Source organism: Cedecea sp. AS113 (genome assembly GCF_037152415.1).
GTDB lineage: Bacteria > Pseudomonadota > Gammaproteobacteria > Enterobacterales > Enterobacteriaceae > Cedecea.
In genome coordinates, this window is the sequence record NZ_JBBCMI010000007.1 from 234050 (window position 1) to 246825 (window position 12776).

Below are 12776 nucleotides of genomic sequence, written 5' to 3' on the forward strand. Positions count from 1 at the left end.
GTTAGTAATCGGTTGCTCACACTACCACAGCCTACTCTTTAAAGTCATTGGCCTCGAGTTCATGCCTGGCCAGTAATTTATAGAATTCGGTTCGGTTACGCCCCGCCATGCGTGCGGCATGGGTGACATTTCCTTTGGTAATTTGCAGCAGCTTACGCAGATAGTTTAGTTCGAACTGGTTACGGGCTTCGACAAATGTCGGCAAGGCGGTGTTTTCGCCTTCCAGCGCCTGCTCCACCAGCGCTTCGCCAATCACCGGGGCTGAGGTCAGCGCCACGCACTGCTCAATCACGTTCACTAGCTGACGTACGTTACCCGGCCAGCTTGCGGTCATCAACCGCTTCATGGCGTCGGTGGAGAAACTCCGAACGAAAGGTTTATGCCTGTCGGCGGACTGGCGTAACAAATGATTCGCCAGCAGCGGAATATCTTCGGCACGTTCATGCAACGCAGGAATTTTCAGGTTCACAACGTTGAGGCGGTAGAAGAGGTCTTCACGAAACTCCCCGCGCTCCATGGCTTTCGGCAAGTCCCGGTGCGTGGCGGAGATAATCCGCACGTCGATGTCCAGATCGCGGTTGCTGCCCAGCGGGCGAACTTTTCGCTCCTGCAAAACGCGCAGCAGCTTAACCTGCAGCGGGATAGGCATATCGCCGATCTCATCCAGAAATAGCGTTCCACCTTCTGCCGCCTGAAACAGGCCTTCGCGGCTGCTCACCGCCCCGGTAAAGGCTCCGCGAGCGTGGCCGAACAGCTCTGACTCAAGCAACTGTTCAGGCAGCGCGCCACAGTTAATCGCAATAAACGCTTTTTTGCTGCGCGGGCTGGCGTTGTGTATCGCCTGGGCCAGAATCTCTTTCCCGGTGCCGCTTTGGCCGTTAATCAACACGCTGACGTCCGACTGCGCCACCATGCGCGCCTGCTCGAGTAAACGCTGCATAATCGGGCTGCGGGTCACAATGGTGTCGCGCCACATGTCATCGCCAGCGATGACGGTATGCTCAAGCGCGTTGTCGATGGCCTGATAAAGTGCGTCTCTGTCCACCGGTTTGGTGAGGAAGCTGAATACACCCTGCTGGGTCGCCGCCACCGCGTCAGGAATTGAACCGTGCGCAGTCAGGATGATCACCGGCATCCCCGGCTGGCCTTTTTGGATCTCCGCGAACAGCGCCATGCCGTCCATTTCGTCCATCCTGAGATCGCTTATCACCAGGTCGATTTTTTCCCGTGCCAGGACTTTCAGCCCCTCAGCCCCGCTTTCAGCCGTGGTGACCGTATAGCCCTCGCTCGACAGGCGCATTCCCAGCAGTTTTAACAGGCCAGGATCATCATCCACTAATAGTAAGCGCGCGGGTTTCCTTTGCGTCATGGTTTTGCCTCCGGCTGCGATTTGTTTGAAGCGCCGCTATCGTCGTCGTCATTGTCATCCGTGCTGTGCGTGCCGGGCACCAGATTGCTTCCCGGCTTGCGGCTGGAAAGCTGACGCTCAATGTCGGTCAGATTTTCCAGCTTGCGCGTAGTGAGATCGAGCTGGCTGCGAAGGCGCTGCTGCTGCTCTCGCAGCGTATCCAGCTCGCCGTCGGTTGACTGCTGCAGCTTGCTGTAGCGCGTGCGCTCATCCGAGAGTTTAAGCTGAGACTGTTGCCCGTCGCGCCAAATCTCAAACAGAGAACGTACCTGCACAGGCACTTCGCTGGTCATGGTCTCGAGCTGGGTCATGAAGCGGCGGCGCTCGGTCGGGGTAATTTTAGCCGTAGACAGCAAAATGCCGCGCTTAAACGTGTCCTGCCAGGTTTCCGCTGGCCACTGGCGGGCTTCCGCGCGGGCTTCTGCCGGTGACAGGCGCTGGGCGCAATCCATACCGCGAAGCCAGTAAAGCGGGTTACTGCTGACGTCATGCCCCGTGAGATCCCATATTTCGGTGCAGTCCGTGGACAGGTAATCAGGGATTTGTTGTTCTGGAATATGCGGTTTGTGGGCCTCATCCAGGCTGCTGGACACCCTTGCGGGGGCGCAGCCTGTCAACAGCGTCGCGCCAACCAGCGCCCCAGATACCCAGCAAATCAGGCGAGTCAAAGACCCGCGGCGCGGTTCACGCAATAAAAGTACTTTCATCGTTTTAATCATTCTCAGGGAAAACCGGTAATTCGATACGGAAGCACACTTCCGCGCTGTTAGCGTTGATCAGGCTAAGTTTTCCGTGCATACGTCGAATGCAATCCCTGGCGATACTTAACCCCAGCCCACTTCCCTTTACGGAGCCCTTCCGCTGGTGGCTACCCTGGAAGAAAGGCTCAAAAATCATCTCTTGTTCCGTGGCCGGAATCGGCTCGCCGGTATTCGCGACCTCAATGTACAGTATCGCGCCCACCTGCAAACTCCGGAGATAAATGGTACCGGATTCACTGCCATAGTGCACCGCATTGGAGTAGAGATTATCCAGTACGCTCATCAGCAGCGTCGCCTCTGCGAGGCAGGCTTTTGGGCTCAATTGAATGTCGGTATGCATCATTTTAGCCCTCGCCGGCAGACTGTGGGCAGAGATAACCATCTCGACAATCGGGGCCAGTTCGACCCTTTCCAGCGTTACCGTTCCGTCCGCCAGCTTGCGGTTATAGTCCAGCAGTTGTTCAATCAGCTTTTGCAGGTGGCGGCTGCTGTTGTCCAGAATAGCGACGACCTCTTTTTGGTCGGCATTGAGCGGCCCGGCAACCTGGTCAGCAAGCAGTTCGGTCCCCTCTCTCATACTGGCGAGCGGCGTTTTTAATTCATGGGAAAGATGGCGGAGGAACTCGTGGCGCTGGGATTCAAGCCAGGACAGGCGTTCGCTTAACCAGACAATGCGCTGCCCAACGGAACGCAGCTCACGCGGCCCTTTAAAGACCTCGCTGTTGCCGAGCGAACGCCCTTCCCCCAGCCGGTTAATCATCCGTTCGATGCCTTTAACCGGGCCGATAATCATGCGGGTGAAGATGATGACCAGCCCCAGGCTGAGCAGAAACAGTACCAAGGCCTGCCAGCCGAAGAACTGGCCTCGCTCAGCAATTTCCTGCTGCAGCTGCTGTCCACGAGAGAACACCACCGCCCGCGTGGCCTGCACCATTTCTGCATTGGTTGAGGCGAATTGTTCCAGTTGGTTTGCCGCAGGCGCTTCCGGCCCGCTGTTTTTACATTTGAGTTCAGCCAGATCGCTCAAAGACTGGCTGAGCGATTGATAGAGTTTCGGATCGGGTAATACGGAGGCGTGGGCTTCAAGCATTTGAGCATAGCGCTGACGCTGCCCCTGATACAGCTGGGCAAGGCGTGAGTCATCGAGCACGCAATATTGACGGTAGCTCCGCTCCATTTCCAGCGCGACATTAGTCATCGCTTCACTGCGGCGGGCATCGGTCAACGTGGTGCGGTTGGTCAACGCGGCCTGAGCGCTCAGGGCGTTAAGGCTTTGCCACGCCTGCCACGCAAGCACCAGCAGCGGTACGAGCACCAATAAAAAGGCCATCATGACAAGCTGGCGCAAAGATCGAGGGAAAAAATGCCACTGGTTCAATAGCTTCATCTCACATTACCTGTATGACACGATGCTAGCCGCGATTGCGCGTGGTGGAAAGGTGCGATTCCCGGAAACAACAAAGGCAGGGTCAAAAACCCTGCCTTTGTTTAGGAATTAGGCGGCGCCTTACTCAACGTTTCGCCCGGAGCATGATAAGCCGAAAGGCATTTATCAAAAATCGGACGGCAGGCACCTTTTTGTGCGTCATTCGGCGGTTTATGTAGTCTGTCTGAAAAGACGCTGACATAAGAGATTGAATGAGCCACTGAGCGTTATTAAGCAGATATCATGCCAACTTTACAAGTTTAAATTTAACTCATTGTTTTAAATATGGTTATGAAGGAATGCAGGAGGATATATCGTGCGTATTTTTTGTTCTCTATGTCGCCATTTCACAACACTCTTTAACCCAGTCAATTACATCATTAAAAATCAATGAGTTAAATGTCTCTTTTTAGCGACACTTTAAAAGTGAAGGTGTCGGGGTTTAGTGACAAAAAAAGCCCCTCGCCCTGGCCCTCTCCCCAAAGGGGAGAGGGAACTGGATCGGAGCCTGTCTGTTGTTTTCCCACCCTCTAAAAGCCAGGGGACTGGATCGGAGCCTGTCTGCTGTTTTCACCCTCTCCCTTGTAGGGAGAGGGTCGGGGTGAGGGTAATCAGCCCAGTTGCTTACGTGCGTTGCGGAAAATACGCATCCACGGGCTGTCTTCGCCCCACTCTGCCGGGTGCCAGGAATTACTCACGGTACGGAACACACGCTCAGGGTGCGGCATCATGATGGTCACGCGCCCGCTTTCGTTGCTCACCGCGGTGATGCCGTTCGGCGAACCGTTCGGGTTAGCCGGGTAGGTCTCGGTCACGTTCGCGAAGTTATCCACGAAGCGCAACGCCACCAGCCCTTTGCTTTCAAGCGCGGCGAGATGAGCGGCATCACGCACTTCCACACGACCTTCGCCGTGAGAAACCGCGATAGGCATATGGGAACCGGCCATGCCCTGCAACAGCAGCGACGGGCTGGAGGTCACCTCAACCAGGCTGAAGCGCGCTTCAAAGCGATCGGACTGGTTACGCACGAAGCGCGGCCACAAATCACTGCCTGGGATCAGCTCACGCAGGTTAGACATCATCTGGCAGCCATTACAAACGCCAAGCGCCAACGTTTCCGGGCGATGGAAGAAGGTTTCAAACTCATCGCGCACGCGAGCGTTGAACAGGATGGACTTCGCCCAACCTTCACCCGCGCCCAGCACGTCACCATAAGAGAAGCCGCCGCACGCCACCAGCGTATGGAAGCTTTCCAGCCCGGTACGGCCCGCCAGCAGGTCGCTCATATGCACGTCGATGGCGTCAAAGCCCGCACGGTGGAAAGCGGCCGCCATCTCAACGTGGGAGTTAACGCCCTGTTCACGCAGGATGGCCACTTTAGGACGAGCGCCCGTCGCGATAAACGGCGCAGCAATATCTTCTTTGATATCGAAGCTCAGCTTCACGTTCAGGCCAGGATCGTTATCGTTCGCCTTGGCATTGTGCTCTTCATCCGCGCAGTCTGGGTTGTCACGCAGACGCTGCATCTGCCAGGTAGTTTCTGCCCACCACATACGCAGCGTGGTTCGGCTTTCGCTGAACACAGCGTGCCCGTTAGCGCTAATAGTGAAGCGGTCGCCTTCGACAGCTTTACCGAGGTAATGCACGCAGTCAGCCAGGCCATGCTTAGCCAGCAGCGTCTCAACGGCTGCGCGATCCTCAGCGCGAACCTGGATCACGCCACCCAGCTCTTCGTTAAACAATGCGGCCAGGCGATCGTTACCGAGACCGGCGATATCAACCTCAACGCCGCAGTGGCCGGTAAAGGCCATTTCCGCCAGCGTCACCAACAGCCCACCGTCGGAACGGTCGTGCCAGGCCAGCAGTTTGCGATCCGCCACCAGTGTCTGCATTGCGTCCCAGAAGCCTTTCAGTTGCTCGACGCTACGAACGTCCGCAGGCTTATCGCCCAGTTGGCGGTAAACCTGGGACAGCGCGGTCGCGCCCAGCGCGTTATGGCCTTTGCCTAAATCGATCAGCAGCAGGGCGTTGTCTTCGGTGCTCAGCTGCGGCGTCACGGTGCCACGCACGTCTTCCACGCGGGCAAACGCGGTGATCACCAGCGACAACGGAGAGGTCATCTCGCGCTGCTCGTTACCTTCCTGCCAGCGGGTTTTCATCGACATGGAGTCTTTACCCACCGGGATGGTGATCCCGAGAGCCGGGCAAAGTTCTTCGCCAACGGCCTTCACCGCTTCATACAGGCCGGCATCTTCGCCAGGGTGACCGGCTGCGGCCATCCAGTTTGCGGAGAGTTTAATGCGCTTCAGGGAGCCAATTTGGGTCGCGGCGATGTTCGTTAAGGCTTCGCCCACGGCCAGACGACCGGATGCCGCGAAGTCCAGCAGGGCCACCGGCGCACGTTCACCGATAGACATAGCTTCGCCGTAGTAGCTGTCCAGGCTGGCGGTAGTCACCGCGCAGTTGGCGACTGGGATCTGCCACGGGCCAACCATCTGATCGCGGGACACCATGCCGGTTACCGTGCGGTCACCGATGGTCACGAGGAAGGTTTTTTCAGCCACGGTCGGCAAATGCAGAACGCGTTTCACCGCATCGGCAATAGAAATTTCGCTGCTGTTGAAGGCATCGCCTTTGGCTTTCAGCGTCTCAACGTTACGCTCCATCTTCGGCGTTTTGCCCAGCAGCACGTCCAGCGGCATGTCGATAGGCTGGTTATCAAAGTGGCTGTCGTTGAGCGTCAGGTGCTGTTCGGTGGTGGCTTCACCAATCACCGCATACGGCGCGCGCTCGCGGCGGCAAAGTTCATCAAACAGCGGCAACTGCTCTGGCGCAACGGCCAGCACATAGCGCTCCTGAGATTCGTTACACCAGACTTCGAGCGGACTCATGCCCGGTTCGTCGTTAAGAATATCGCGCAGCTCGAAGCGGCCACCGCGTCCGCCATCGCTGACCAGCTCAGGCATGGCGTTAGACAGGCCACCCGCGCCAACATCGTGGATAAACAGGATTGGGTTGTCGTCGCCCATCTGCCAGCAGCGGTCGATCACTTCCTGGCAGCGGCGCTCCATTTCAGGGTTGTCGCGCTGCACGGAAGCAAAATCTAAATCCGCATCGGACTGGCCGGAAGCCATTGACGAAGCCGCCCCGCCGCCCAGGCCGATGTTCATTGCCGGGCCGCCCAGCACAATCAGCTTCGCGCCAGGGGTGATTTCGCCCTTCTGGACGTGGTCGGCGCGGATGTTGCCGATCCCGCCCGCAAGCATGATAGGTTTGTGGTAACCGCGCAGCTCCACGCCGTTGTGGCTGTTCACCTGCTCTTCATAGGTACGGAAGTAGCCGGTCAGCGCCGGACGGCCAAATTCGTTGTTAAACGCCGCCCCACCCAGAGGGCCTTCGGTCATGATATCCAGCGCGGTAACGATGCGGTCTGGCTTGCCGAAATCCTGCTCCCACGGCTGTTCAAAGCCCGGAATACGCAAGTTAGACACGGAGAAGCCCACCAGGCCTGCTTTTGGCTTCGCGCCACGCCCGGTCGCGCCTTCGTCGCGGATTTCACCGCCTGAGCCAGTTGCCGCGCCCGGCCACGGAGAGATAGCGGTCGGGTGGTTGTGGGTTTCAACCTTCATCAGGATATGCGCGTCTTCCTGGTGGAAGTCATAGCGCCCTGCTTCACGGTCGGCGAAGAAGCGGCCGACGGCGGAACCTTCCATCACCGCCGCGTTGTCTTTATAGGCAGACAGCACGTAATCCGGCGTTTTCTCGAAGGTGTTTTTGATCATTTTGAACAGCGACTTCGGCTGCTTCTGCCCGTCAATAATCCAGTCGGCGTTAAAGATCTTATGGCGGCAGTGCTCGGAGTTCGCCTGAGCAAACATATACAGTTCAATGTCGTTCGGGTTGCGGCCAAGCTTGTTGAACGCATCCTGCAGGTAGTCGATTTCGTCTTCCGCCAGCGCGAGGCCAAGGCGAATGTTCGCTTCCACCAGCGCATCGCGCCCTTTCCCGAGCAGATCAACGCTCTGCACCGGGGCCGGCTGCTGCTGGGTAAACAGCTGCTGTGCATCGTTCAGAGAGGTAAACACGCTCTCCATCATGCGGTCGTGCAGCAGAGCGGCAACGTCCTGCAACTGCTCAGCGGTCAGCGTGCTGCCGGTAACATACCAGGCCACACCGCGCTCAAGGCGTTTAATCTGCGGCAGGTCACAGTTGTGGGCGATATCGGTAGCTTTTGAAGACCAGGGGGAGATGGTGCCGGGGCGCGGAGTCACCAGCAGCAGGGTGCCTTCCGGCGCATGCTCTGCGAGGGTTGGACCATATTTCAACAGCCGCTGCAGGCGGGCAAGCTCGTCAGCGTTCAGCGGCGCCTCAAGGTCGGCAAAATGAACATACTCGGCATAAATATCGCTTACCGGGAGGTGAGCATCGTTGAAACGGGCCAGGAGTTTGTTAATACGAAATGCCGAAAGAGCAGGCGAACCACGCAGAATTTCCATCATTAAAGATCTCTCGTCTTCAGGGCGAAGGGGGGAAAACGGGCGTCATTATAGAGAATCCTCCGCCGCGACGAAACCGTTTGCGTAGAAATAACAGCAGAAGTTTTTATTGCACGAAAAGTAAACGATATATTCTTAAAAGTTGCTTACTGGCGTTTTCTTACGCAAAATGCGCCTCATTCACTCACGGGGTTCAGACAAATCATGGTTATTGTTGGCTAAGGCTCATCCTGCTGCAGAATGTTATCTATTTGAAAAGAATAAAGATTAATTATCTGCTTATCGGTATCGTCACCTTGTTGCTGGCAGTGGCTTTATGGCCCTCCATTCCAGGTTTCAATCAGGCCGAAAACCGTATCGCCGCGATCAAAGCGCGGGGGGTTTTGCGCGTCAGTACCATTTCATCGCCGCTGACCTGGACCATAATTAACGGCAAGGCAACGGGCCTCGATTACGAACTCGCAAAACAGTTTGCAGACTACCTGGGCGTGAAGCTGTTAGTGATCGTGCGGCCAAACATTAACGCGCTGTTTGATGACCTGGACAACGACAACGCCGACCTGCTCGCCGCCGGCCTGGTGTATAACTCTCGCCGCAGCAGCGACTACCAGGCAGGGCCGACCTATTATTCCGTGTCACAGCAGATGATCTACCGCGTGGGTAGCCCGCGCCCCAAATCTCTCGGCGGCGTCAAGCCATCGCAGCTGGTGCTTTCTTCGGGCCAGGCGGTGGTGAGCGATCTGCAAAAGCTAAAAGACGCTCAGTACCCCGACCTGAGCTGGAGCATTGACGCCAAACAAACCAGCAACCAGCTCTTGCAGCAGGTGATTGACGGCAATATCGCGTTTACCATCTCAGACTCCATCGCCATCAGTCTTTTCCAGCGCGTGCATCCTCAACTGGCCGTTGCCCTGGACGTCACGGATGAACAACCGGTCACCTGGTTCTCTAAACGCGATGGCGACGACAGCATGAGCGCCGCGCTGCTCGATTTCTATAATAAGATCAGCAGCGACGGCACGCTGGCAAGGGTTGAGGAGAAATACCTGGGCCATATTGGCGATTTTGATTACGTCGATACCCGAACCTTCCTGAACGCGGTGGATGCCGTTTTGCCGGAACTCCAGCCGCTGTTTGAAAAGTACTCCGACGACATTGACTGGCCGCTGCTGGCTGCCATTTCCTATCAGGAATCCCACTGGGATACTCACGCGACTTCGCCGACGGGCGTGCGCGGGTTAATGATGCTGACAAAAAATACGGCCCAAAGTCTCGGCATCACTGACAGGCTGGATGCCGAACAGAGCATCAGCGGCGGCAGCCGGTATCTGAAAGATATGATGAGCAAGGTCCCGGTCACGGTACCGGAGTACGAGCGTATCTGGTTCGCGCTGGCGGCCTATAACATGGGCTATGCGCACATGCTGGATGCCCGTCAGCTAACGGCCAAACAGAAAGGCAACCCGGACAGCTGGGCCGATGTGAAAACACGCCTGCCGTTGCTGAGCCTGAAGCCTTATTACAGCAAAACAACCTATGGATATGCTCGTGGACACGAGGCTTACGCGTATGTAGAAAACATCCGCAAGTATCAGCTAAGTCTGGAAGGGTATTTGCAGGAGAAACAGAAGAAGGCGATCCAGGCTGATAAATTTGCCGAGGCTTACCCTGCGGTTGCCCCGGTGGAGCTGACTAGTCCGTCTTACGGGTCTTTTCCTTTAGGGCCTTTTTCTCCAGGCGACGAGCACGAAAAAAATCGCTCAGCATGGCTGAGCACTCTGTCGCGAGCACCCCTTCACTGACCTGCACCTGATGGTTCATGCCGGGGTGGCCGAGCACGTCCATCAGCGAGCCTATCGCCCCGGTTTTAGCGTCACGCGCCCCAAACACTAAATGGCCAATGCGGCTATGCACCATCGCCCCCGCGCACATGACGCAAGGTTCGAGCGTGACATAGAGCGTGGTATCCAGCAGACGGTAATTTTGCAGTACCAGACCGCCCTGACGAAGCGCCATGATCTCCGCGTGAGCCGTAGGATCGTGGCGACCTATCGGGCGATTCCAGCCTTCACCTATGACCTGATTATTGTGTACCAGCACCGCACCGACGGGCACTTCGCCTTCATCCCAGGCTCGTTGAGCGAGGGTCAGGGCGTGGCGCATCCAGTGTTCATGGGTAAATTCTGTGTCTGACACAATGCTCTCCGCGGCAAAAGTGGGCGGCGCATTATACACACCGCTCAACGGATTCAAAACGCCTCACTCAAGCTGCTGCAGTTCCCCCTGAGGCGTAACGCGCCAGCGGTGCTCGCAGAAAAAGAGTAAGGGATTATCCTGATGGCTGTCACTGTAGCCGCTGTAAAGCCGCAGCGGCGAGCCAAGATGCTGCTCCAGCTGAACCACTTTCTCATGGCCCAGACTGCGCAGGGTCAATATCCAGCCGCCGTGAGCCCGTGCGATCTGGCTGGCAATCACTTTGACCTCCGGCAGCCACGGCGTATCAAAATAGACTTTTTCCACCAGCGACTGCGGTGAACCGGTAATCAACCAGACGTCGGCATCCGGGCTGTGCAGATAATCCGTGAGGCGCTGCTGGACGACGGGAAATGCCCTCACCTTCTGCCGGAACCAGGCGACAAACTCGCTTTGTAGCCGCTGAAGCCGGGCCTCGCTGCGCCCAAACGTGATGCCCCATAACAGCAGGCTCATCGGCTGGCGGGCCGCGCTGCCTTTGATCAGCATCATGCCGCCAATCAGCGGCAGCAACATAATAACCAACGGCACGTTCAACGGCAGGCGGCGCAGGAGATAAAACAGAAAGCTGCCGAACATGTCCTGCTGATGCAGGGTGCCATCCAGGTCAAAAAAGACGACGCGGCGCGGGTGATGGGGTGTCAATTCAGGCTCCTTTTGGACTCGCGTTCACGAAACAACGCCAGCTAAAGCCTAACAGATAGCCCCGCGATTTTCCGCGTGCCTTACTGGCTGGCAGGTTGAACACAACAGAATATTTAATTCGGCAACATTGCTCTATAATGGAATTTATAATTCGCTCAAATGCTTACCAGAGCAAGTCGTTATCAGAAGTGCCGCCCCGGAGGTGAAATGAACTGTTTACTGCGCATTCGAAGCCGTTACGCCATGCTGGCCCAGAGTGACCGCAAGCTGGCCGACTTTTTGCTCGCTGAGCCCGATCGCGCACGCCACCTCAGTTCACAGCAGCTGGCGGAAGAAGCCGGTGTCAGCCAGTCCAGCGTCGTAAAATTCGCGCAGAAACTGGGGTTCAAGGGCTTCCCGGCGATGAAACTGGCGATCAGCGAAGCGCTGGCGAGCGGTCAAAATCCTAACTCTGTCCCGGTTCATAACCAAATTTTAGGTGACGATCCGCTGAGGCTTGTTGGGGAAAAATTGATTAAAGAGAATATCGCGGCGATGCACGCCACGCTGGATATTAATGCGGAAGATAAATTGCTGGCGAGCGTTTCGCTGCTGCGCAATGCGCGGCGCGTGCTGCTCGTGGGAATAGGCGCCTCTGGCCTGGTGGCGAAGAATTTCTCGTGGAAGTTGATGAAGATTGGTATTCACGCTGTCGCCGAGCAGGATATGCATGCCCTGCTGGCAACCGTGCAGGCGATGACGCCGGAAGACGTGCTGCTCGCTATTTCTTACTCGGGCGAGCGCCGTGAGATCAATCTGGCCGCCGATGAAGCGCTGAACACCGGCGCGAAAATCCTCGCGATTACCGGCTTCACGCCTAACGCCCTACAGCAGCGCGCCAGCCTGTGCCTGTATACCATCGCGGAAGAACAGGCCACGCGCAGCGCCGCAATTTCCTCCACCAGCGCCCAGATGATGTTGACCGATCTGCTGTTTATGGCCTTGGTTCAACAGGACCTGGAAAACGCGCCGGAGCGGATCCGCCAGAGTGAGGCGCTGGTGAAAAAGCTGGTTTAGGTTTTCGCATTTGCCGGAAATTTTTTATACAGCGTAGAGACGCCGACATCGTAAATAATCGCCACCTGCTGCCTTGTTTCTCCGGCAGCAATTAGCCTCCCGGCCTGCGCCCATTGCGTTGCCGAGAGTTTAGGCCGACGCCCGCCAATTCGCCCTTCCGCTCTGGCCGCCGCCAGTCCAGCGCGGGTTCTTTCGACGATAAGCTCGCGTTCCATCTCGGCCAAAGCGCCCATCACGTGAAAGAAAAATCGCCCCATTGGCGTGGAGGTATCAATGCTGTCCGTCAGGCTGCGGAAGTTAATCCCGCGCGAACGCAGTTCCTCAATCAGCGAAACAAGGTGACGCATGCTGCGCCCAAGCCGGTCCAGCTTCCAGACAACAAGCGTATCGCCTTCACTCAGCGTTCTGAGCACTTTTTTTAACCCCGGCCTGTCCGCCGTTTTACCGCTGATTTTATCCTCAAAAATCAGCTCACATCCTGCACACTCCAGCGCATTTTTCTGCAGCGCAGTATTTTGGTCATTTGTTGACACCCTGACATAGCCTACCAGCATGACGTTTTGCCTCACAAAAGGCTGAGAGCATGCCACGGCGCGGCAGGATGTGCATTTTCTTAAAGGTTGGTTTGGGGGAGGCGGCGAAACGGGGAGTAGGGACGGGAGCGAGCCAGGTGCCTGTTATGTCTTTCTGGCAAAAAAGTGCAGGTACTAGTCGATGGAGAAAATTTCCAG

General features: G+C 56.7%; 9 protein-coding genes. 2 read left to right on the top strand and 7 right to left on the bottom strand.

The window, feature by feature from the left end:
* Positions 1-31: 31 nt before the first annotated feature.
* From glrR to purL, 4 genes are all read right to left on the bottom strand, one after another.
* Positions 32-1369: a two-component system response regulator GlrR gene (glrR, locus tag WFN87_RS11095; protein ID WP_008459460.1), complete on the bottom strand. Its 1338-nt coding sequence runs from the start codon at positions 1367-1369 to the stop codon at positions 32-34.
* Entirely contained in the window at positions 1366-2115 is a 750-nt protein-coding gene (qseG, locus tag WFN87_RS11100) for a two-component system QseEF-associated lipoprotein QseG (RefSeq protein ID WP_442892766.1), read from the bottom strand. Before qseG ends, glrR begins: the two co-directional genes overlap by 4 nt.
* Positions 2116-2119: 4 nt before the next feature.
* Positions 2120-3556, bottom strand: coding sequence for a sensor histidine kinase (locus tag WFN87_RS11105; RefSeq protein ID WP_442892321.1), 1437 nt, complete (start codon positions 3554-3556; stop codon positions 2120-2122).
* A gap of 650 nt (positions 3557-4206) precedes the next feature.
* Positions 4207-8094 carry a phosphoribosylformylglycinamidine synthase gene (gene purL, locus WFN87_RS11110; RefSeq protein WP_336709000.1) on the bottom strand — a complete coding sequence of 1296 codons (3888 nt, stop codon included), beginning with the start codon at positions 8092-8094 and terminating at the stop codon, positions 4207-4209.
* A gap of 248 nt (positions 8095-8342) precedes the next feature.
* On the opposite strand from purL, the gene mltF reads away from it, so the two are divergent.
* A complete protein-coding gene (mltF, locus tag WFN87_RS11115; RefSeq protein WP_336981905.1) occupies positions 8343-9893 on the top strand; it encodes a membrane-bound lytic murein transglycosylase MltF in 1551 nt (516 codons plus the stop codon).
* Here mltF and tadA read toward each other — a convergent pair.
* Both tadA and yfhb read right to left on the bottom strand, forming a co-directional pair.
* The gene (tadA, locus tag WFN87_RS11120) at positions 9784-10254 is read right to left on the bottom strand and encodes a tRNA adenosine(34) deaminase TadA (RefSeq protein WP_442892767.1); all 471 of its coding nucleotides are present in this window, start codon (positions 10252-10254) and stop codon (positions 9784-9786) included. The genes mltF and tadA overlap by 110 nt on opposite strands.
* A gap of 96 nt (positions 10255-10350) precedes the next feature.
* Positions 10351-10989: a phosphatidylglycerophosphatase C gene (yfhb, locus tag WFN87_RS11125; RefSeq protein ID WP_336981901.1), complete on the bottom strand. Its 639-nt coding sequence runs from the start codon at positions 10987-10989 to the stop codon at positions 10351-10353.
* 207 nt (positions 10990-11196) lie between these two features.
* On the opposite strand from yfhb, the gene WFN87_RS11130 reads away from it, so the two are divergent.
* Complete coding sequence (locus WFN87_RS11130; RefSeq protein ID WP_166990418.1) at positions 11197-12045, top strand: MurR/RpiR family transcriptional regulator; 849 nt, start codon at positions 11197-11199, stop codon at positions 12043-12045.
* Here WFN87_RS11130 and WFN87_RS11135 read toward each other — a convergent pair.
* Positions 12042-12599, bottom strand: a complete 558-nt coding sequence (locus tag WFN87_RS11135) for a recombinase family protein (RefSeq protein ID WP_166990415.1) — start codon at positions 12597-12599, stop codon at positions 12042-12044. The genes WFN87_RS11130 and WFN87_RS11135 overlap by 4 nt on opposite strands.
* Positions 12600-12776: the final 177 nt, after the last annotated feature.

Excerpts from the sequence above, each read along its gene's own strand:
- glrR (WP_008459460.1), bottom strand. The coding sequence starts at position 1,369 with ATGACGCAAAGGAAACCCGCGCGCTTACTATTAGTGGATGATGATCCT.
- tadA (WP_442892767.1), bottom strand. The coding sequence starts at position 10,254 with ATGCGCCACGCCCTGACCCTCGCTCAACGAGCCTGGGATGAAGGCGAA.
- qseG (WP_442892766.1), bottom strand. The coding sequence starts at position 2,115 with ATGAAAGTACTTTTATTGCGTGAACCGCGCCGCGGGTCTTTGACTCGC.
- WFN87_RS11135 (WP_166990415.1), bottom strand. The coding sequence starts at position 12,599 with ATGCTGGTAGGCTATGTCAGGGTGTCAACAAATGACCAAAATACTGCG.
- WFN87_RS11130 (WP_166990418.1), top strand. The coding sequence starts at position 11,197 with ATGAACTGTTTACTGCGCATTCGAAGCCGTTACGCCATGCTGGCCCAG.
- WFN87_RS11105 (WP_442892321.1), bottom strand. The coding sequence starts at position 3,556 with ATGAAGCTATTGAACCAGTGGCATTTTTTCCCTCGATCTTTGCGCCAG.
- purL (WP_336709000.1), bottom strand. The coding sequence starts at position 8,094 with ATGATGGAAATTCTGCGTGGTTCGCCTGCTCTTTCGGCATTTCGTATT.